Raw genomic sequence first — 20,668 nt, forward strand, 5'->3', positions numbered from 1 at the left:
ACGACGGCGGGCCACCGCCCGCCGTCGTACGCTTTACCTTAAGAAGAAACCCAACCTTTAGGGGACGAAATGACCGAGAAGGTCAAGCTGCTGACGCACGTCGAAGCCATCAACTGGAACCGTATTCAGGACGACAAGGACGTTGACGTCTGGAACCGCCTGGTCAACAACTTCTGGCTGCCGGAGAAGGTGCCGCTGTCCAACGACATTCAGTCCTGGGCAACGCTCACCCCGGACGAGCAGCAGCTCACCATGCGTGTGTTCACTGGACTGACCCTGCTGGACACCATCCAGGGCACCGTTGGCGCTGTCTCTCTGATTCCGGACGCCATCACCCCGCATGAAGAGGCCGTCTACACGAACATCGCGTTCATGGAGTCCGTGCACGCCAAGAGCTATTCGTCCATCTTCTCCACTCTGGCCTCCACCAAGGAGATCGACGAGGCATTCCGCTGGTCCACCGAGAACGAGAACCTTCAGAAGAAGGCTCAGATCGTCATGGACTACTACCAGGGCGATGACCCCCTGAAGCGCAAGGTAGCCTCCACTCTGCTGGAGAGCTTCCTGTTCTACTCGGGCTTCTACCTGCCCATGTACTGGTCCTCACGGGCGAAGCTGACGAACACGGCTGACCTGATCCGCCTCATCATCCGCGACGAGGCAGTGCACGGCTACTACATTGGCTACAAGTTCCAGAAGGGCCTCGAGGGACTTTCCGAGGAGCGCAAGCAGGAGATCAAGGACTACACGTTCGAGCTGCTCTTCGAGCTGTATGAGAACGAAGTCCAGTACACACACGACCTCTACGACTCCGTTGGCCTGGCCGAAGACGTCAAGAAGTTCCTGCACTACAACGCCAACAAGGCGCTGATGAACCTGGGCTACGAGGCCATGTTCCCGGCTTCCGTCACCGATGTGAATCCGGCCATCCTCTCGGCTCTGTCCCCGAACGCGGATGAGAACCACGACTTCTTCTCGGGGTCAGGATCCTCGTATGTGATCGGCAAGGCTGTTAACACCGAGGACGAGGACTGGGACTTCTAGTTCCCCTGTTAGCTCGGGGCAATAAGACGCAGCAGTTGGCACCGCGGCATCGTATCGTGGTGCCAACCCTTCGCTCATTGGCGGAGTTCGCAAATAGGCAGGACTCGCAAGGCTGAAGATGTGAGGGCTGGTTGCTCGCGACTGTACCCGCCAGTCGTGCCGGCTTTAGTACCGATGCGATGATGGCCAGCCTGGGGAAGGGGGATCCTCGCATGGACTGAGGCAGAGGATCGTAGCTACCCTCGAGCTTGTGTTTCTTTGATTGGCGCGGCCAACTAACTTGGCCAGCTTATTCGCTTGGCCACTTTCAGCACCGCTTCACGTCCTACTTCGGGGCGCGTTTGCTGCTTGGACTTCCAGGGGCGGCCGCAAGCTTTCCTGGGTGGTCGGAAACTGAAGGCTAGAGGGGGCCAGCTGGTGCCAAGCAGTGCGGGAATGTCGATGACAGTCAAACCAGGGAACGACTCAGGGGAGAGGTCCAACGACCACGCCCTGGAGGACACGGGTTCCGGCGCGAGAGAATCGATGATTCCCAGGTTCTTCCCGGTCTATTCTTTTTATCTGAGTGCTTGAAGGCTGAGGACCGGCTCCCGCCGCTTTGTTTGTGGGTGATATTCAACTGAAATTGCATACAGGCTGGGGCCAGCTGGAGGATATTGGGGGCTGCAGCCGCTCGAAGATTGGAGCGTCATGCACCGCCCTGCCAGATTACTCGTGGCACTGTTGTCTGCGGCAGTGCTGCTGGCATCATCGGCCTGTTCCCCGGAACAGCCGGCCGCAGAAAACCGGACATTGAAGATCGTCTACCAAAAGACAGACTCCTTTACCGCCCTCGACACCCTGTTCAAGGATGCCAAGAAGGATTTTGAAGCTGCCAATCAAGGCACCACCGTTGAGCTGCAGCCCATCGAGGCGAACGACGACGACTATGGCACCAAGCTTGCACTGGCCCTGAGGTCCCCGGAAACCGCACCTGACGTCTTTTACGAGGACACCTTCAAAGTGCGATCGGACGTCGACGCCGGATACCTCCTGAAGCTGGACAGTTATCTCGAGAAGTGGGACGACTGGAAAGCCTACAGTGAAGCCGTCAAAGCTGCCGGCACCGGTGACGACGGCGGAATCTACGCTGTCCCGCTGGGCACTGACACCCGCGGCATCTGGTACAACAAGAAGGTCCTGCAAAAGGCAGGGATCGCCGTGCCCTGGCAGCCCCGGACCTGGGATGAAATCCTCGACGCTGCCCGCAAAATGAAGGCTGCGGATCCGTCCGTGGTTCCCTTCAACATGTACGCCGGCAAGGCGTCCGGTGAAGGTAGCGTGATGCAAAGCTTCTACGAGCTGTTGTATGGCACGGACAGTGAGCTGTATGCCCAGCAGGAGAAGAAGTGGGTGGTCGGTTCGCAGGGCTTCACCGATTCGCTGGCCTTCCTGAAAACCCTCTACGACGAAAAACTGGCTGTTACGCCTGCCGAGGCGCTCGACGCGAATGTCTGGAAGAAGGTCTTCGGCGAATGGTTGCCGCAGGGCAAAATGGGGGCCGTCGTGGAAGGTTCCTACTCGCCGTCGTTCTGGCAGAAGGGCGGCAGCTACGAGTGGGCAGGCTACGCCGAAGATATGGGCGTGGCTAAGTTCCCCACCCAGCGCGGCCAGGAGCCGGGCGGCGTCAGCATGTCGGGCGGCTGGACCCTGGCCGTCGGTGCTGACTCCAAGAATCCGGACCAGGCGTTCCAGTTCCTTGCAACGGCCCTGAACAAGAAGAACTCACTGGCGTTCACCATTGCGAGTTCCCAAATCGCAGTCCGGTCAGACGTTGCCGCCGAACCCGACTATCTGGCGGCCAACCCGTTCGTCAAGGACGTGTCAGAACTCGTTTCCGTCACCCACTACCGGCCCGCAACAGCGGACTACCCACGGATCTCCGCGGCCGTGCAGGTTGCCACTGAAGCAGTGATCACGGGTACGCTCTCGCCGCGGGAGGCAGCCGAGCAATACGACAAGACAGTCAGGGACCTGGTGGGTGACGCCAAGGTTCTGCAGAAATAACGCATGAGTGCACGCAAGTCCATCCGGCAGCAGCTCCGGCTGCTGCCGGTTGTGCCGTCCGTCCTGCTGCTCCTTCTTTTCCTCGCGGCGCCCGTCCTGTGGTCCTTCCACGCCTCCTTCACGAATGCGGCCCTTACCGGCCGGAACGCCAGGAATCCGGCCTGGACCGGCGTCGACAACTACGCGCGGCTGCTGACCGACTCCGCGTTCCCGGCCTCAGTTGTCTTGACGGTTGTCTTCGTGGTGGCGTCCGCGATAGTAGGCCAGAACCTGCTGGGACTGCTGATTGCCGGACTGATGACGCGTGCCCGGAAGCCCGTTTCCGCCGTCGTGGGAACCGCCGTGGTGGCGGCCTGGGTGCTTCCCGAGATTGTTGCTGCTTTCGCCGCTTACGCCTATTTCAGCAAGGACGGGACGCTCAACCAGCTGCTCGCGGGTGCGGGCTGGGCCGGTGCCGACTGGCTGTACGCGTTCCCCATGGTGGCCGTGGTGCTCGCCAACATCTGGCGCGGCACCGCTTTCTCTATGCTGGTTTACCGGGCGGCCCTCGCCGACGTGCCGCAGGAGATCTCCGAAGCCGCCCTCATGGACGGCGCATCCAACCGGCAGCGGCTGGTGTTCATCACGCTGCCATTGATCCGGTCCAGCATTGCCACCAACCTGATGCTCGTGACCCTCCAGACGTTGGCGGTCTTCACCCTGATCTGGGTGATGACGGCCGGCGGACCGTCCAATGCGAGCACCACTTTGCCGGTCCTTGCCTATCAGGAGGCCTTCAAGTTCGGCGACATCGGCTACGGCACCGCCATCGCCTCCGTGCTCATTGTCCTGGGCCTGGTGTTCGGGATTGCATACGTCCGGCTGCTCAAGGGGGCCAATCGATGACGACGGCGGAACAGGCGGCCCGGCGGACCGCTAACCGGAGGTTAACCCCGCCGGAACGCCGCAGGGCCAGTGCTCCGGCAGATGCCGCACTGCTGCTGATCGGCGCCTGCTTTCTGCTGCCGTTACTGTGGCTGGTATTCGCTTCGCTGGATACCAACGCCGGTTACCAGACACAGCTGCCCGCCAACCCCTCGCTCACCAACTTTGCGGCGGTCCTCACGCCGGAGTTGCTGCTCAGGCCGCTATGGAACAGCCTGCTGCTCTCCGGAGGGACGGCAACGGTGACCCTGGCGGCTGCCGTGCTGGCCGCCTACCCGCTTTCCCGGTTCCAGTCCAGGTTCAACAAGCCGTTCCTATATTCGATCCTGTGCGGGACCTGCCTGCCCATCACTGCGATCATGGTTCCCGTCTACGGCCTGTTCGTCCAGTTGCGGCTGCTGGACTCCGTGCCGTCAACCGTTCTCTTTATGGCGGCAACGGCCCTGCCAATGGCCATCTGGATGACCAAGAACTTCATGGACACGGTGCCCGTCTCGCTGGAAGAAGCCGCCTGGATGGACGGTGCCTCCGGGCTGACGGCCCTGCGCACCGTGGTGCTGCCCCTAATGCGCCAGGGCCTGGGCGTGGTATTCATCTTCGTTTTCATCCAGACCTGGGGCAACTTCTTCGTGCCCTTCATACTCCTGCTGTCCCCGTCGAAACAGCCTGCGTCCGTTTCGATCTTCAGCTTCTTCGGCCAGCATGGAGCCATCGCCTACGGCCAGCTGGCCGCATTCTCCATCCTTTATTCGGTGCCGGTCCTGGTCCTGTACGTTCTGGTCGCGCGCGGGGCCGGCGGATCGTTCGCGTTGTCCGGGGCGGTCAAGGGCTAAGCGCGCGGTCGGTCGATTGCCTCGACGACGTTGCGAACGGAGTGGTGTCGTCCACATGTGCCTGGTGACCGGGGTGGGTCCGGGTTGTAGAGAACCCCAGATCCGTGCAGCTTGTCGGCCCGGCCTGGCGGGTCATCGCCTCCCACGTAGCTGAAGGCCCCGCCGGTGGGGAACCGGAATTGTGGGGCACAAAAAGCCACTAGCTCACGGCGTCAAGAGGCCACGCCCTGAAGTCCGCTGGCTCCGGCTATCACCAGGCTGATCCCGGCAGCGAGCAGGCCTGCCGTGAGGCTGGCAGCACCAAGCCACAACAGGGCGATAAGCCTGTTGGGCCGCTGTGGATCCTTGCCCGTCACGGAGAGGAAGAAGCCCGCAGGCATGAGGATCGCCGCGAGGGGCACGCCGTTGCGCGCGACGAGTTCCAGCGGCGTCACTGGTTGAACCTGGTCCAAGACCAGCAGGATCAAGATGCTCAGCATCAGCAGCACCGCCGCGTGGGCGTGGCCCGCGCGGAAGAAGCCCTTCTGCAGGTCGTTCGCCGGAACGTGCTGGCGTACAACCTTCGTGAGGAAGTATCCGCCCGACTCCACGGTCACAAGGAACAGCAGCAGGACTCCAATAAGCAGGACAGTTTGTGGTTGGATAGTCATAGTATCCAGTATTGGATATTAGAACTATCTAATCAAGGGGAACACTTTGCGCATGTCAGAGATAGTCGAACGGTCCGGCGTGCCGGTGGCAACCGTGAAGTACTACCTGCGTGAGGGTTTGCTGCCTCCGGGCGAGTCGACCGGCGCGACGTCGGCGCTCTATGGAGAGGACCACGTCCGTCGACTCGCCTTGATCCGGGCATTGACAGACGTCGTGGGGCTGAGCGTCGCGAAGACCAAAGTGGTGCTGGGCCTCATCGACTCCCCACGGACCGACCTGTATGTAACGCTTGGGGAGGCCGTTGCGGCGCTTCCGCCCTATGCCGAGGACGACGTGGAAGACCTCGCGAGGGCGCGATCGGCGATCGAGACGCTCGGTTGGATCTACGACCCCTCGTATCCCGCTGTTGCCCAGCTCGAGCGCGCCCTCGCTGCTGCCGAGTCTGTAGGGATGCCAATGAGCGCGGAAAGGCTGCAAGGCTATGGTGAGCACCTGCGTGCCATTGCGCAGATTGATATTGCTCAGGTTCCTTCCGGCGACGCAAAGGCTGCGATCCAGTACGCCGTGCTCGGCACAGCCCTCTACGAACCGATTCTCGCGGCGCTGCGGCGCCTCGCCCACCAGGATGTCAGCAGCTCCGAACTCGGCGGCCGCCCCGGTGGGGCATAATCCCCGGCTTATTGTCAGTCCCTTCCCATAAGCTTCAGAAATGCGTCCTACACAGCTTTTGCATATGCGAAGTTCACTCCAACCATTCGGTGCGGACACCTGTCCCGAACCCAGGTTCCCGCAGTTGTGTTGACAGTACGGGGGCTGATTTCGAGCCCCAGCTCACTGAGGAAAAACCCGTCCGCACGGAGAGCAGCAGCCCTTCTCCTGGCAGCGGGGGCGCTGCTTCTGACTGGGTGCCAGACAGTACCGGTGCTGAACCGAACAGTTCATGTCACCCCAGTTGCCCCTCCGACTGCCGATGAAGGCTCCGGACATTCGGCCGGCATGGACGTACCTTTCGGATCCGTCACATTCGGAATCACTTGCGGCGCGGATTCCGTTGGCGACAGCACCCGCGGCACCGCAGCCCTGATGTGCACCTGGAGAACCGAGCACCGCTAGCAAGCGGCTTACACCCCGCGGCCAGGGGTAAGGATTCCCTGCGGGTCAAAGGCCTTTTCTATGCTCAGGTGCGCAGCTCGCGTGGCAGGATCCAGTTGCTTGTCCAAGGAACCGTATTTCAGTGATCCAACGCCGTGTTCACCGCTGAGCGTGCCGCCCAGCTAAGCGCCTGGTCGGTGTCCATCAGCTCAAGGACGTCAGGTACAACAGAGCCAGTTCCCTGGTACTGGTCATGGATGGTTTCCCTTAGAGGAACTTCACACCTTGGGCGAGCGGCAATTCCCCGGAGAAGTTGATGGTGTTGGTGGCCTGGCGCATGTAGACCTTCCAGGAATCGGAGCCGGACTCGCGGCCGCCTCCGGTTTCCTTTTCGCCGCCGAAGGCGCCCCCAATTTCGGCTCCGGACGTTCCAATGTTGACGTTGGCGATCCCGCAGTCGGATCCGCTGGCCGAGAGGAACCGTTCGGCTTCGCCCTGATCCTGCGTGAAGATTGCCGAAGACAGGCCCTGGGGAACAGCGTTGTGGATCTCGATGGCCTCATCCAGGGAGTCGTATGTCATGACGTACAGAATGGGGGCGAACGTTTCGTCGTGGACGACGGCGGTTTGGGTCGGCATGCGTACGACCGCCGGTTCGACGTAGAAAGCACCGGGCTGGTCTTCTGCGAGAACGCGGTTGCCGCCGTAAACCACCTCGCCGCCTTCGGCCAAGGCCTGAGCCAGCGCGGCTTGCTGGGCCCGGAAGCTGCTGGCGTTGATGAGCGGTCCCACCAGGGTTTCTTCCTGGGTGGGGCTGCCAATGTTCAGCGTGCGGTAGGCATCCACGATCCGGCTGACAAGACTGTCGGCGATCGATGAGTGAACGATGAGCCGGCGGAGTGACGTGCAGCGCTGGCCCGCTGTACCGGCGGCCGAGAACACAATGCCGCGCAAGGCAAGGTCAAGATCCGCCGAGGGCGCCACGATTGCCCCGTTGTTGCCGCCAAGTTCCAGCAGGACGCGGCCGAAGCGTTCGGCGATAATCGGCGCGATTTCCTTGCCCATGCGCACGGAACCAGTGGCTGAGACGAGAGCGATGCGCGGATCTTCAACCAGTTTCTGTCCGCCCACACGATCGGTCAGGATCAGCTGGTGGATTCCATCCAGCGCTCCAACATCCTTGACTGCGCGTGCCAGAAGGGCGTCGACAGCAAGGGCGGACAGGCGTGTTGCGTCCGCAGGCTTCCACACAACCGTGTCTCCGGCAACCAGGGCGAGGGCAGTGTTCCACGCGTACACGGCAACAGGGAAGTTGAAGGCCGAGATAATGCCGACCACGCCGAGCGGGTGCCAGGTTTCCCCTAGGCGGTGACCGGGCCGCTCCGAGGGCATTGTCTTGCCATACAACTGACGGGACTGCCCGACCGCAAGGTCAGCAATGTCGATCATTTCCTGGACTTCGCCGAGGGCCTCGGAACGGATCTTCCCGACCTCGGCGGTGATGAGGGTGGCGACATCTTCCTTGTGCTCGGTCAGCAGCTGACCCCAGCGCTTGATCAGCGCCCCGCGGACAGGAGCCGGGACATTGCGCCAGCTCTTGAAGGCTTCCGCGGCTTGAGCGATGGCTGATTCGATGTCGACGTCGTTATGGACTTTGGTGTGCAGGATGGCTTCCCCTGTAATGGGGGAGCGTGTTTCGTGCGTCCCGATGACCGAGGCCGGATCGACTCCGATTGCCTCGAGGCTCTTGCGAACTTCTTCGGCGATTTCAGCAGTCGCCGGGATGGAGGAGATGAGGGTGGTCATGATTGCCTTCTTTCGGTAGGGGCGGGTCAGGAGGAGAGGCCGGTAATGGTGACGCCGAGTTGGCGCTCGGCCTCTTTGACGGACTCAGATTGCTGCGCTGCGTAGAGATCATTGGGATCAAATATTCTGCTTCCCAGAACTTCTGACAGGCGGTGGATGTCGTAGGGGGTGCCCAGTTGTTCCTCGTCACGCGAGCCGTCGTCATCGAGGTTCGACTGGAAGATCCCAGCCGCCGAGCGCGGCAGGAAGTCTTCGTAGACGATGGGCTCGGGGATCAGGACGCCTGCCTCCACGAGCTCACGCAGGGAAGCGGATGGCTGTGCAATGGACTGTCGCGGAGCGGCCACGCGGTAGGTGAAATACCCCAAGCCCTGGAGGGCGAGTTCCTTTTCGCTGTCCGGAAGGATCTTGCGCCAGACCTGCTCGGCCACCTCTACCCGGGTTGCCCCCGGCGGGGCCTCGGCGAGCCGAGTGTCGACGTCGGCCACCATCCTGTCGTAGATGTCCCTGCCGCGTGGGGTCAAAGCGATGCCGCGCTGCTCTACCTCTCCAAAGCGCACGCGGAGCGATCCGGGGCGGACGCCGCCGTCGGCATGGCGGAAGCTCCGTTCCTCGGCAAGGGCGCGGAAGGATGTCTGGCGGAGCAGGACGTCCGGTCCTTCCCAGTTCGGCGGACCCTGGATCTCGTCGATCATGGCGATTCCACGGGCTTCCATCCGGGCGTAGAGGTCATCAATGTCCAGGACGCGCGGTGTGAGGTGGTTGATGTGGGTGGACCGCACGCCGCCGATATCCGCCGCCACCGCGGAGATGCGTTCGAGTCTGAAGTACCAGTCATGGTCGACAGGTTTCCGGGAAAGTTCGAAAGCCGCCGTCGCAAGGTCCAGAAGACGGGTGCCCTCTTCCGCCGCCAATTCCTTCTCCGCGCTCGCCGTGTCCGCCAGCTCAAGAAGTTCCTCACTGAACAGTGTGCGGGCTGCAATGAAGGACTCAAGCAGCTTCTGGGTTTCCTCATCGAAGAACCGCCGGTCGTCGTGAGTGAGCATCGAGGTGAACACCCGGAACGGGTTCTTGGCCAGCTCGCCGCCATCGACAGGACGGAAGGCCGTCGATACAACTGGAACTGAGCTTTTGGACGCGTCCCGTAGGTCATAGAAGCCGACCGGATACATGCCGAAGGCTGCGAAGAGCCGCGCCAATTGGGCAAGTTCCCTGGCTGACCCAACCCGGATGGCGCCATGGCGTTCTGCAGTAACCCTCTGGATGCTCCCCAGCCGTTCCGCATCCTGCCCGTTTTGGCGGATGAAGTCCTCGTTGACCTCCCGTGAGACGTCCACGAGGGTGTTGTAGGCCGGAACTTCATTGCCGTAAAGCGTCGCCAGGCGAAGGGCGAATTCGGCCCGCAGTTCCCAAAGCTGCAGTTTGGTTGTGGTTGACATGGGCTGTTGTCCTTTCTGGTGCTGCGCTTTGCCTGAGCGGCTCAAATGATGTGTACTTCCCTGAGCCGGGAGAGTTCGCCAGCAAACCTTGCGGCGCTGAAATGGGCCGGGTCCATAAAAGATTCCCTCCCCAGATACATGTCCCGGATAAGTTCGCCCACCGCCGGCCCCTGCAGGAAACCGTGGCCCGAGAACCCTGTGGCGTACATGAACCCGGCCACAGTTTCGGAACTACCGATCATGGCATTGTGGTCCGGAGTGTTTTCGTAGAGTCCTGCCCAGCCGACTTCCAGTTCCCGGTTTGCCAGGGACGGCGCTACAACTTCCGCGGCGGTGTTGAAGGCCGGCAGCCACTGGTAGTCGAACTCCCGGCAGAACCCCGGTTCCTGGTCCTGGTTCGAAATCCCCAAGAGCATTCCGTTCAGGTAGTTGTGGAAATAGAGCGTCGTGGAGAGGTCAAGGGTGAAGGGAACGGTGGGGAGTGCTTTGGCCCCCTGCGGAGTCATTCCGATCTGGCGCCGGACCGGCTCAATTGGCAAATGAACGCCGGCCATCGCTCCCAGCCTGGTTGACCAGGCACCGGCCGCGCAGACGACTGTGGAAGTCAGGATCGAGCCGCGGTTGGTATGAACGGCCCTTACCTCACCACCAGAGGCGTCGATGTCCAGGACTTCCGTATCCTGGCAGATGGTCACTCCCAGTTGCTGGGCGGCTTCCGCATAGGCACGGACCACCTTGGAAGGCTGAGCGAACCCGTCCCGCGGGGAGTAAGAGGCAGCGACCAGCGCCTGCGGATCAATGAAGGGATTGATTTGATGAGCTTGGTAAGGGGAAACCATCCGGCTCGAGCCGCCAAGACGATTTTGGATGTGCGTGCTGTCTTCCACCTGCAGAAGCTCAGCTTCATTCCGGCAGAGGAAGAGATAGCCCACCTGACGGAGGCCGATGTCAGTTTTGAACTTCTCGCCGAACCGTTCATAAGCTTCAAGGCTGCGTTGGCCAAGTTTGATGTTGCCGGGATCTGAGAACGTTGCCCGCACGCCGCCAAGCGGCTTCGCAGAAGATCCCGATCCGAGCGCGTGACGCTCGACCAGGACGAGGTTGTTTACTCCAGCCTCAGCCAGATGAAAGGCGATGCTGGTTCCCATGATTCCGCCGCCGAGAATAATGACATCTCCTGCTGCGGGTAGTGGGCATGCGGAGGACCTCACAAGGGGAACAACATTGTCCACGTGCTTTGTCTGCATGCTGATCCTTCCACCGTTCCCTTCATCCAGCTTCGACGTGGCGGCTGTTTAGGTCAATCGATAGATTGTCAACGGTTTGTATAGAATTGCTATATGAAGTGGACGTTCGAGCAGCTTAAGACCTTCAAAGTGGTGGCCGAGGTGGGCACCATGACTTCAGCGGCCGAAGCACTGGGATTAACTCCCGGAGCTGTGTCCCAGCAGATGGCGGCACTTCAGGCTGGGCTCCCGCGTTCCCTCTTTGCCCGCGATGGCAGGCGGGTCACCCTTACCGACGCAGGCGTGACTCTGCTTCGGCATGCCCGCGTCCTCCTTGAGGACGAACGAAAGGCTGCGATTGCCCTTAGCGGACCCCAGTCCGAGCAGAGAACCGTGGTTTCGGTCGGAGTCTTTGGATCCGCAGCGGTTTCGGCCATAGGCCCTGCCATCGAGCATCTGCGAAAAACGTCCCCGAACGTCGTCATCCAAGCCACGGAAGTCGACGTCGAAATAATGCCGCAGGCGATCCTCGACTACCAGATCGACATAGCCTTGGGCCTGAGCTATCAGAACGCGCCCCAACCACCTCTCCGCGGCGTGAAGGTGGAAGTACTCCACCACGAGCCGTTTTTGATGGTGCTTCCTCCCGAAGCCATGGACATTGCCAATGACCGCAGCGCGCTGGTGGATTACGCCAACGCCACAGACTGGGTGCTCCCCCCGGTCGAGACATATTTCGGCAGGGCATGCCGCTTCGCCTGCGCGGAAGCCGGCATAGAGCCAAAAGTGCAACACACGGTGACGGATACTGCCGTTTCGATCGCTCTGGCGGAATCCGGTGTGGGTATTACGCTGGCCACGCCGCTCATGATGGGCCTCCGGCCCACAGACAGTCCCGTCGCGAAGCTTCCCGGCAACACACACCGCAGCATCGTCGCAATTGCCCGCTCGTCGGCACTGCAAAAGGAAAGTGTCAGTGCCGTTAGGGATGCCCTGATTCACGCCTTCTCTGCTTGAGGCAGCCTCAATATGCCTTGCCGTAGAAGGTGCTTCGGAGGAGGATATGCGGCAACTCCAGGAGGTTCCTTATGCTCCAGCTTGGCAAGTTTGAAAAGTATCTCATCGAGGAATTCTTCGATGATTACCGCGCCGGTGAGATGACGCAACGCACGTTCACCAGGCGGGTTGCGTTTATCACTGGGAGTATGGCGGAAGCTTCGGCTGCAATGCTCCTGGTCGGTTGCATGCCGAATGAAGTTCCGCGCAGCACGGACCCGATGCCGACACCGGAATCCTCCTCGTCGCCCACGGGGACAGGTACCGCTCCCGGTGGAGCGGTGCCGGGAGCAAAAAGTCCGCTTTCGGTCCCTGAAGGTTCCCCAGGCCTGATCACGACGACGGTGCGGTTTCCTTCCAGCAAAACCGACGTCAGCGGCTATCTTGCGCATCCGGATGCGGGGGCCACCGGACCAGCTGTGCTGATCTGCCACGAGAACCGCGGTTGACGGCGTGTTGACCCTGAGCGGATCGCCATGACTGGCTTCTGCTTTGGCGGAGGCATCACGTGGCACGCAGCGACGGAATTGCCTGGGCTGAAGGCAACGTCTGCGTTTTACGGGCCTGCTCCTGATCTGGAGAAGGTCCGGGACATCAAGCCGGCTGTATTTGGCGTCTATGCTGATAGACGGATCACCGGAGCAATGCCAGCTCTTCGAGATGCCCTGGCCGCCGCTGATGTCCGCCACGAGCTCAAGGTCTATCCGGGCGTCGACCACGCCTTTCACAATGACACCTCCGACCGCTACAACGAGCAGCAGGCAACTGCCGCTTGGAACGACACTCTGGCTTGGTTCGGCAGGTACGTCTGAGGTGTTCGGCCAACCACAAGTTCGGCCACCGTTAGGGTGTTGAGTTTTGATCGACCGGCTGTCAAAGTAAGGGCCATGATCGCATATTGGACAGTTACCGTTCCTTATTCTGATGCCACGGGCGCACCTCACACACGCGATCAGGCGATTATCAAAGCCCGTCAGGAACTGCAAGCCGGCCTGGCCAGCAAGGGAATATCCGTGACCCTGGAGGACGTCGCAAACAACGCCCTTGTCACCGACTCCTGGAATACCTCAGGCGGGGACGGGCGAGCTGACGCCAGCGAAGCCCACGTGCATCTCTCCTGGCCGGCTAACTTCTAACTTCTTCTTCCCCGCCGCGGTGTCCCTACCCGCTTCAGGCAGCGATTACCGCTGAATTCCGGGCTCGTTTGAGTGCCTTAGCTCGATGCCGGAGTTCTCGCCGTATGCGGAAGGCAGGGGTGTGCTGCCGGTCATGTGGTGGTGTCCGGGGTGGTGATGAGTCGGGTATTGGTGTTCGGGGTTCAGCTACACCCATCGGTGGTGTGCCGGGGAGGGGTGGGGCGGTGGAGTGGTAGGTGTGGCCGGTGGGGGTGTGGAGTTCGGTGGTGTGTCGCGGGCCGGGGTGGGTGTGGGTGGTCCAGCCGGGGGTTTCTTTGGTGTGGTTGCAGGCTTCGCAGAGGCCTTGGCCGTTGGTTGTGGTGGTGGTACCGTTTTGATGCCAGGGGATGACGTGGTCCACGTGGCGGATGGGTGCGTCGCAGTAGGGGGTGCGGCAGGTGTGGTCCCGGGCCTGGATGAAGCGGCGGAGCCTGGGTGGGAAGAGCCGGGCGCGGGAGTCCATGGCGATCAGGTCGCCAGTAGCCGGGGCAGTGTAGAGCCGGCGGAGCCACACGTTCAGGGGCTTGTTTGCGTTGGGGCCGGTGTCGGGAGTGGCCTTGAGAGCTTGCCCGGAGTCCGTGGGCTGCAGGTGTGTGGGGTGGATGGTGGTGCGGGCCCAGTGGGCGGGGACGATGCCGTAGCCGGGCAGGCGTGCGGGTTCGCTGTCACCTTGGAGGAGGGTGCGGTCGGTCATGACGAGTTGGATTTCGATGCCGGTGATCCCGCCGGGGGTTCCGGTGATCCGTTCGACGAGGGTGTCGGCCATGATCTGCCCGCGGGACCGGGTATCCGGGCCGGCACCGGCACCGGCACCGGTGCCGGCACCGGTGCCGGTGTTGGTGGTGGTGAGGGTGTCGGCGTGGCGGGTGAGGGCGGCGTGGACGGCGACGCCTGCGGTGACGGGGAGCAGGGCGGTGAGGTAGGTCATGGTGTCCGGGGCCGGGCGGAGGCTGACGTGCCGGTCGGTGTGGGCGTTCGCGGCGCGGGTGACCAGGGAGCGGGGATCGGTCCGGTAGGCGGCGGTGCGGGCCGCGGCGATGAGGGCGCGGTCCCCGAGCCCGGAGAGCGCTCCGGTGTCTGCGGCGAGTTCTTCATCGACCGCGCACCTGTCCTGGGCGGTGAGGCAGGCTGTTTCCCTGGCCAGGAGGGTGGCGCGCCATTCGTTGAGCTGTCCGGTCTGCAGGGCGGCGAGGGTGTGGGGCATTTCGGTGGCGAGGGCTTTGGCCAGGCCGAGGAGCCGGCCGCCGCGGGCGGGGGACTCGCGCCGGGCCAGGGCGATCTGCGCGGCCACGCCCTTGCCCAGTTCGGCAGCAGGCACCCCGGCCGCCCGCTGGGTGCGGCGCTGGTCGGCGTCGAAAGCCACGGCGATGCGGGCCTGCAGCGCTGCCGCGGCGGACTTCAGGTCCTCCAGGTCCCGCAACTGCCCAATGAGCCCGGCACCGTCACCGCAGGGACGCACCCCCGCCAAGGCCGACAGCACATCGCCCACAGACGTGCCGCGGCTGCCCGCCAAAGCGAGTACCGCCGTCGACCCCTGAATATCCCCCATGGACAGAGTCTTCCAGGAGGCTCTGACATTAAAGCGGTGTCCCGTGAGCATTAACAGTGCTACGCCACCTCAAACTCAAGGAGTACGCCATGCGTCATGCTAATTGGCTCCCCGATCAGAGGATCACGGAGCCAGCGGAGGGCGTGTTCTTCGTCGAGGGCCCGGCGTCGAATTGGATCATTGTTCGTGAGGGGAGTGACTTCATCCTCATCGACGGCGGCTACCCTCGGGATCTCGAGCACGTTCTGGCCTCGCTCAGATACGTCGGTCTCGAGTCTGCAGAGGCCAAGGCGATGCTGATCACTCACGGCCATGTTGACCACACAGGTTCGGCTGCCCATTTCTCCAGGGAGTACGGCACCCCGATCCTCTGCAGTCCGGAGGAGGAGGCGCATGTTCGCGGTCAGGAAAAACACCAGGTGACGCTGGGCCAGGTCCTGCGACGGGTATGGCGGCCCCGGGTCTTCCGCTGGATGCTGCACGTTATCAGGGCCGGCGCCTTGTCCGCAGAGCCTGCGACCAGGGCACGAGCATGGGCCGCCGATGAGCTCCTGGCGCTTCCCGGCTCGCCGCGGGCCGTACTTGTTCCTAGCCACACACCGGGCCACACTGTTTTCTGGCTGCCCAGCGCCCAGGCGGTGGCTACGGGTGATGCCCTGGTGACGGGCCATCCGGTGAGCAAGGAGACAGGTGTGGTTCAGATGCTGCATCCCATGTTCCATAGCCGGCCCGGCGACGTTCGGGAGGCACTAAGGCGCCTGTCCGACGTCGATGCCTCCTTGATTTTGCCGGGGCACGGGCCGGCGTTGCGGATGCGTCCGGCGGACGCCGTCGTCGAGCTCTTAGGACGCCGAAGGTAGTCTTTATAGATGAGTTCTGTAGCCCAGACAAACGTCGCTTTTGACGGCCGCTTCGCCCGTGAGTTGCCTGAAATGGCCATTCCCTGGCAGGCGGAGGAAGTCTCTGACCCGAAGCTCCTCGTACTCAATGAGCCCCTCGCCATTGAGCTGGGCCTCGATCCCACCAGCCTGCGGAGTTCCGACGGGTTGCTTCTGCTGATCGGTAACAGCCTTCCCGAGGATGCCACTCCCGTAGCGCAGGCTTATGCAGGCCACCAGTTTGGCGGGTACAGCCCCCGTCTCGGCGACGGACGGGCACTCCTGCTCGGGGAGGTAGTGGACGCCAACGGCCGGCTTCGCGACCTCCACCTCAAAGGCTCGGGGCGCACACCGTTCGCCCGCGGTGGTGACGGATTGGCAGCAGTCGGTCCCATGCTGCGCGAGTACGTCGTGAGTGAGGCCATGAATGCCCTTGGCATCCCCACAACCCGGTCCCTCGCCGTGGTGGCAACGGGACGGCCGGTTCAGCGCGAAAAGCAGTTGCCAGGGGCTTTGCTCACACGCGTAGCGAGCAGTCACCTGCGCGTGGGCAGCTTCCAGTATGCCCGGGCAACGGACGACGTCGACCTGCTCCGCCGCCTGGCCGATCATGCCATCGCGCGTCATTACCCTGAGGCGGCCGAGGCCGAGAACCCGTACCTCGCGCTGTTCCAGGCCGTGACAGCGGCACAGGCGTCCCTCGTCGCCCAGTGGATGCTCGTGGGGTTCATCCATGGAGTGATGAACACCGACAACGTGACAATCTCAGGCGAGACCATCGACTATGGCCCCTGCGCCTTCATGGAGGGGTTCGACCCCGCCACGGTTTACAGCTCCATCGACCAGACCGGACGCTATGCCTACGGCAACCAGCCGCTTGTGGCCGAGTGGAACCTGGCGCGCCTTGCGGAGGCCCTGCTGCCCCTTCTGCACGACAATCAGGACCAGGCCGTCGCCCTGGCGGTGGAGTCACTTGAGGCGTTCCGTTCACAGTACAGCGCCGCCTGGTTGGCTGGCATGAAGGCCAAGTTGGGCCTGCACAAGGAGGTGGACGACGACGTGACGTCGCCTCTCGTCGATGAGCTCCTGGCTCTCCTTCAGGAGGGGCGCGTCGACTACACATCGTTTTTCCGGAACCTCGGCAAGAGCGCCCGCGGCCAGGCTGAGCCGGCGCGGGGCATGGTTCTGGACTTGGCGGCATTCGATGCCTGGGTAGAGCGTTGGCGTGCCTTGCACCCGGACGCTGACGCGATGGACCGGGTCAATCCTGTGTATATTCCCCGCAACCATCTCGTTGAAGAAGCCCTCGGGGCTGCGACGCTGGGCGACTTGGGTCCGCTCGAACAGCTCCTGGATGCGGTGACCGACCCGTACGACGAGCGGCCTGGTCTGGAGCGCTACGCAGCCCCCGCCCCCGTGGACTTCGGCCCCTACCGGACCTTCTGCGGAACCTGAGCCAGCCTGGGCCTGCGGCCCTTCAGTGGCTATTCCAGAGGTGTGGCCCTTGGCGCAAGGACTCGGACGAAGACGATGACCAGCAGGCCTGCGACGGGGACAACAACCAGGCCGAGGCGCAGGGAAGAGGCATCTGCAATGGCACCGACGAGGGGAGGTGCAAAGAGGAAACCGAGGCGGAGCAACCAGCTGACGATGGCGAGTCCCGCGCCCGGACGGAACCCGGGCAGTTCGTCGGCAGCGTGCATCGCCGCCGGGATAAGGGTGGCAACACCGAATCCCGCAAGGCCGAATCCTATGACGCTCCCAACAACTGTGGGGAACATGAGTGCGCAGCCCATTCCCAGCAAGACGATGAAGCCCCCGGTGCGCGCAACGGCGCGCTGACCGAAGCGGTCCACCATCCGGTCACCCAGTATCCGGCCCACAAACTGCATTCCCTGCAAGGCCACAAAACCAGCGCCTGCCATAAAGGCAGAGGCTTCAAGGGAACCTGCGAGGTAAATGGCAGACCAGGTGCTGCCCGAGTCCTCTACGAGCGCCCCGGCTGAGGCGATCATCACCAGCGCAAGAAGGACTCCGTACTTGGCCATGGATTGACCTGAGGCACCATCCGATCGCTTCGCGTCCCCGCCGGGCGGGCCTTCGCCCGTATCCCCTTCGCGGACATCCCCTTCCGCGGCGGGCTCGGCTGGTTCCTGCCCGGGAAGCAGCAGCCGGTAGGAAAGAACAGCCATGAGGCTGAAAATCACGGCCGCCAGGGCGAGGTGAAGGGGACGGGGTAGGGCCATCCCTGCTGCAGCGGCACCCAGGAGGCCTCCCATTACAGCCCCCACACTCCAGACCGCATGGAAGGAGTTAAGAATCGATCTTCCGTAGAGCCTCTGGACTCGAAGGCCGTGGGAGTTCTGCGCAACATCCGTGATGGAGTCCATCGCGCCGGCGACGAAAAGACCGACGGCAAGGGCCACCCAGGCTGGAGCGTTTCCCGCGAGGAGGATCCCCAGCGAGGACAGCACTGTTGCGACGATTGCCACTCTGGAAGAACGAAACCGGCGAACCAGCGGGCCTGCACTCAGGCCAGCCAGGACCGCGCCCACCGGAAAAGCAGCAATGGCGAAGCCAAAGGCAGCGTTCGTCAGCCCGAGATCGGCTTTGATCTCCGGATACCTCGGCAGAAGGCTGGCGAAGATGGCGCCGTTGGTGAAGAACAGTACGTTGACTCCAAGGCGGGCATGACGCAGGGCCTTGGTAGGGAGTTGATCCAGAAGCGGAGCAAGCGACATAGGTTTCGATTCTTCTTTTCGGCTTGGCGGTTTCAACGGCATTTGGGATCGGATTGCAGTTTTTGAATCCCGCCGTGCGGGCGAAACGTGAACGTTCACGAACTTGTTGCAACGGTACGCGAGCAAGCATCTATCTGCAATGCTGTTCAGCATGACCACCTTGGAATGGCGCGGCACGTTTCAGAACGAAGAGATCAACCAACTGCACGCAGAGGGCTTCAACCATGAACCCGGCGACGACGATTGGACTGGCATGCTCGCGCGCTTCAGCCTGGGTTGGGTTACAGCACGCGACGAGCAAGGTCTGGTGGGGTTCGTCAATGTGATCTGGGATGGACAGGTGCACGCGTTCATTGAAGACACGTTGGTCGCGGATCGAGCGCGCCGCCAAGGCATTGGCAAGAAACTCGTCTCCGTGGCAACGGAGCAAGCTAAGGCGGCCGGCTGTGAATGGCTACATGTTGACTTCGACGATCATCTCAAGAGCTTCTACTTCGAGGCCTGCGGTTTCCGCCCTACGAATGCGGGGCTGATCCAGCTCCGCTAGACGCAGTGCTCCGCTAGCCGGCCATGCCCCGCTGCCTCTTGGGAAATGGGATCCGGTCGAGGTCGTTCGCGGCTAGGACGGTGGTCCGGCCTGCGCGGGCTTTGGCCTGCCCGGCCAGTGGCGCGACGTCCTCGTAGCGGGCTGAGAAGTGCGTCAAAATGAGAGTGCCAACGTCCCCGCCGGCCGCCAGATCACCAGCTTGGCCGGCTGTGAGGTGACGGTATTGCTCAGCGAGCGCGGCGTCGTCGTCACTGAACGTGCACTCCGCCACCAGCAGATCGACGCCGTCGGCAAGCTCCTCCGCCCCAGCGCACGCTGCCGTGTCCATCACAAAAGCAAAGCGCTGCCCGGGCCGCGGCACGCTGACGTCCTCCAGACGCACGCCGGCCAGGCGTCCTTCCCGTTGGAGCCGGCCGACCTCGGGTCCTGAAATCCCAGCCGCGGCCAGCCGCTCAGGAAGGAGGGTGCGGCCGTCGGGTTCCACGAGCCGGTAGCCGTATGTCTCGATCCTGTGGTTGAGCGGCCGCACCTCCAGGCCAGGAGCCACCATTGCGTTGGCGCCGTGCGGACGCAGCCGAAGATCAAGGCCGGGGGAGGCGAGGATACCAGGGCCCGGACCACGTCCTCGCCGGAAGCGGGAAAGTGCAGATGAACCGGGTGCTGGACGCCGTCCAGGACCATCCGGGAAAGCACTCCCGGCAGGCCGTAGCAGTGGTCGCCATGGACGTGGGTGAGGCAGATGCGGGTGATTTGGGTGGCCGAAACGCCTGCGAGCATCATTTGGCGCTGTGTACCCTCGCCGGGGTCGAAGAGCAGGCCCTCACCGTCCCACAGCAGCAGATAGCCGTTATGATTGCGGGTCCGGGTGGGGACCTGGGAGGCGGTGCCGAGGACCACGAATTCACGCATGGAACCGAGTGTGCCACGGCTCCGCCAACAAGCGAGAATGGACGCGTGACTGATCCGGGCGAATTCGTGGACGCCGCCCTGCAACGGGAGGGCTCTTGGTACCGGGCGCAGGATGCACAGGACCGCTTAGGTGGTGACCTGCGTTTCTATGGCGCCTCTGTTGGCGCTGTCCGAGGCGCGATCCGCGATGCTTCCCGCCGATACCGTGGCCTGACCCATGACGAGATCACTGCGCTGAGCTCCGAACTATGGGAAGTCCCGGTCTTCGAGCGTCGGCTGGCTGCGATAGTCCTCCTGCAATCCCATGTCCGTCTTTTGAAGAATACCGATCTGACACGGCTTGAGGGCTTTGTGCGGGACTCACGCCTGCCTGAACTGGTGGATCCGCTTGCAGTCGACGTGATTGGCCCGTTGGTGACAGGGTTGGACGTACTGGGACGCGTGCGGGCCGACAGCGTCCTGGACCGCTGGGCACGGGACCCCGACAAGTGGCTACGGCGGGCGGCCATACTCTCCCAACTTCGCGAGCTTCGACGGAGCGCGGACAGTTGGACCGCCTTTGTCCGGAGGGCGAGCCTGGCGCTTGAAAACGCTGAGGAGATGTCCGACGGCGGACTGGCAGTCAGGGCGGCTATCTCACGTGTTGTTGGGGAAACTGCGAAAAACGGACCAGGACTTGAATTCTCGTTCCACGACGGTTGATCCTCCTATTCGCGGCTTCTTGACCCTGTTCCGGTGTCCGGCCACCATGA

The 20,668-nt window shown here is 62.7% G+C and carries 20 protein-coding genes and 1 pseudogene; 13 read left to right on the plus strand and 8 right to left on the minus strand.

Features of this window, described 5'->3' with window-relative positions; translation table 11 throughout:
• Positions 1-69: 69 nt before the first annotated feature.
• The 4 genes from nrdF (at position 70) to M1E05_RS09660 (ending at position 4,847) form a co-directional block, all read left to right on the plus strand.
• Positions 70-1,044, plus strand: coding sequence for a class 1b ribonucleoside-diphosphate reductase subunit beta (gene nrdF, locus M1E05_RS09645; protein ID WP_458111097.1), 975 nt, complete (start codon positions 70-72; stop codon positions 1,042-1,044).
• Positions 1,045-1,734: 690 nt separating this feature from the next.
• The gene (locus M1E05_RS09650) at positions 1,735-3,090 is read left to right on the plus strand and encodes an extracellular solute-binding protein (RefSeq protein ID WP_461165106.1); all 1,356 of its coding nucleotides are present in this window, start codon (positions 1,735-1,737) and stop codon (positions 3,088-3,090) included.
• A gap of 3 nt (positions 3,091-3,093) precedes the next feature.
• On the plus strand, positions 3,094-3,975 hold the full coding sequence (locus tag M1E05_RS09655; RefSeq protein WP_461165107.1) for a carbohydrate ABC transporter permease: 882 nt from the start codon (positions 3,094-3,096) through the stop codon (positions 3,973-3,975).
• A complete protein-coding gene (locus M1E05_RS09660; RefSeq protein WP_461165108.1) occupies positions 3,972-4,847 on the plus strand; it encodes a carbohydrate ABC transporter permease in 876 nt (291 codons plus the stop codon). Before M1E05_RS09655 ends, M1E05_RS09660 begins: the two co-directional genes overlap by 4 nt.
• Positions 4,848-5,059: 212 nt before the next feature.
• Here M1E05_RS09660 and M1E05_RS09665 read toward each other — a convergent pair whose 3' ends face one another.
• Entirely contained in the window at positions 5,060-5,497 is a 438-nt protein-coding gene (locus M1E05_RS09665; protein ID WP_309105335.1) for a hypothetical protein, read from the minus strand.
• A 52-nt stretch (positions 5,498-5,549) separates the two neighbouring features.
• Between M1E05_RS09665 and M1E05_RS09670 the strand changes: the two genes are divergently transcribed.
• A complete protein-coding gene (locus tag M1E05_RS09670; RefSeq protein WP_461165109.1) occupies positions 5,550-6,167 on the plus strand; it encodes a MerR family transcriptional regulator in 618 nt (205 codons plus the stop codon).
• 452 nt (positions 6,168-6,619) lie between these two features.
• On the opposite strand, the gene M1E05_RS09675 is transcribed toward M1E05_RS09670, so the two are convergent.
• The 4 genes from M1E05_RS09675 to M1E05_RS09690 form a co-directional block, all read right to left on the minus strand.
• Positions 6,620-6,718, minus strand: coding sequence for a hypothetical protein (locus tag M1E05_RS09675; protein WP_461165110.1), 99 nt, complete (start codon positions 6,716-6,718; stop codon positions 6,620-6,622).
• A 139-nt stretch (positions 6,719-6,857) separates the two neighbouring features.
• On the minus strand, positions 6,858-8,396 hold the full coding sequence (gene amaB / locus M1E05_RS09680; RefSeq protein ID WP_461165111.1) for an L-piperidine-6-carboxylate dehydrogenase: 1,539 nt from the start codon (positions 8,394-8,396) through the stop codon (positions 6,858-6,860).
• A gap of 26 nt (positions 8,397-8,422) precedes the next feature.
• Complete coding sequence (hglS, locus tag M1E05_RS09685; RefSeq protein WP_458111090.1) at positions 8,423-9,835, minus strand: 2-oxoadipate dioxygenase/decarboxylase; 1,413 nt, start codon at positions 9,833-9,835, stop codon at positions 8,423-8,425.
• A 41-nt stretch (positions 9,836-9,876) separates the two neighbouring features.
• Positions 9,877-11,082 (minus strand): NAD(P)/FAD-dependent oxidoreductase, encoded by a 1,206-nt coding sequence (locus M1E05_RS09690; protein ID WP_458111089.1) that lies wholly within the window; start codon positions 11,080-11,082, stop codon positions 9,877-9,879.
• Between the two features lie 93 nt (positions 11,083-11,175).
• Here M1E05_RS09690 and M1E05_RS09695 point away from each other — a divergent pair, with 93 nt between their 5' ends.
• The 4 genes from M1E05_RS09695 (at position 11,176) to M1E05_RS09710 (ending at position 13,253) form a co-directional block, all read left to right on the plus strand.
• On the plus strand, positions 11,176-12,078 hold the full coding sequence (locus tag M1E05_RS09695; RefSeq protein ID WP_461165112.1) for a LysR family transcriptional regulator: 903 nt from the start codon (positions 11,176-11,178) through the stop codon (positions 12,076-12,078).
• A gap of 71 nt (positions 12,079-12,149) precedes the next feature.
• Positions 12,150-12,566: a hypothetical protein gene (locus tag M1E05_RS09700; protein ID WP_461165113.1), complete on the plus strand. Its 417-nt coding sequence runs from the start codon at positions 12,150-12,152 to the stop codon at positions 12,564-12,566.
• 27 nt (positions 12,567-12,593) lie between these two features.
• Positions 12,594-12,929 carry a dienelactone hydrolase family protein gene (locus M1E05_RS09705; RefSeq protein ID WP_461165114.1) on the plus strand — a complete coding sequence of 112 codons (336 nt, stop codon included), beginning with the start codon at positions 12,594-12,596 and terminating at the stop codon, positions 12,927-12,929.
• Between the two features lie 75 nt (positions 12,930-13,004).
• Positions 13,005-13,253 carry a hypothetical protein gene (locus M1E05_RS09710; protein ID WP_247045912.1) on the plus strand — a complete coding sequence of 83 codons (249 nt, stop codon included), beginning with the start codon at positions 13,005-13,007 and terminating at the stop codon, positions 13,251-13,253.
• A gap of 34 nt (positions 13,254-13,287) precedes the next feature.
• Here the strand turns inward: M1E05_RS09710 and M1E05_RS09715 are convergent, their stop codons facing one another.
• Positions 13,288-14,841 carry an HNH endonuclease gene (locus M1E05_RS09715; protein WP_461165115.1) on the minus strand — a complete coding sequence of 518 codons (1,554 nt, stop codon included), beginning with the start codon at positions 14,839-14,841 and terminating at the stop codon, positions 13,288-13,290.
• 89 nt (positions 14,842-14,930) lie between these two features.
• On the opposite strand from M1E05_RS09715, the gene M1E05_RS09720 reads away from it, so the two are divergent.
• Positions 14,931-15,701, plus strand: coding sequence for an MBL fold metallo-hydrolase (locus M1E05_RS09720; protein WP_461165116.1), 771 nt, complete (start codon positions 14,931-14,933; stop codon positions 15,699-15,701).
• A gap of 9 nt (positions 15,702-15,710) precedes the next feature.
• Positions 15,711-17,174: a protein adenylyltransferase SelO gene (locus tag M1E05_RS09725; RefSeq protein WP_461165117.1), complete on the plus strand. Its 1,464-nt coding sequence runs from the start codon at positions 15,711-15,713 to the stop codon at positions 17,172-17,174.
• A gap of 29 nt (positions 17,175-17,203) precedes the next feature.
• Here the strand turns inward: M1E05_RS09725 and M1E05_RS09730 are convergent, their stop codons facing one another.
• Positions 17,204-18,460: an MFS transporter gene (locus M1E05_RS09730; protein WP_461165118.1), complete on the minus strand. Its 1,257-nt coding sequence runs from the start codon at positions 18,458-18,460 to the stop codon at positions 17,204-17,206.
• Positions 18,461-18,611: 151 nt separating this feature from the next.
• On the opposite strand from M1E05_RS09730, the gene M1E05_RS09735 reads away from it, so the two are divergent.
• A complete protein-coding gene (locus M1E05_RS09735; protein ID WP_458111082.1) occupies positions 18,612-19,007 on the plus strand; it encodes a GNAT family N-acetyltransferase in 396 nt (131 codons plus the stop codon).
• A gap of 13 nt (positions 19,008-19,020) precedes the next feature.
• Here M1E05_RS09735 and M1E05_RS09740 read toward each other — a convergent pair.
• Positions 19,021-19,916 (minus strand): annotated as a pseudogene (locus M1E05_RS09740) (ribonuclease Z).
• Here M1E05_RS09740 and M1E05_RS09745 point away from each other — a divergent pair.
• Positions 19,857-20,618, plus strand: a complete 762-nt coding sequence (locus M1E05_RS09745) for a DNA alkylation repair protein (protein WP_461165119.1) — start codon at positions 19,857-19,859, stop codon at positions 20,616-20,618. The pseudogene M1E05_RS09740 and the gene M1E05_RS09745 overlap by 60 nt on opposite strands.
• Positions 20,619-20,668 lie beyond the last annotated feature (50 nt).

Source organism: Arthrobacter sp. R4-81 (genome assembly GCF_054792365.1).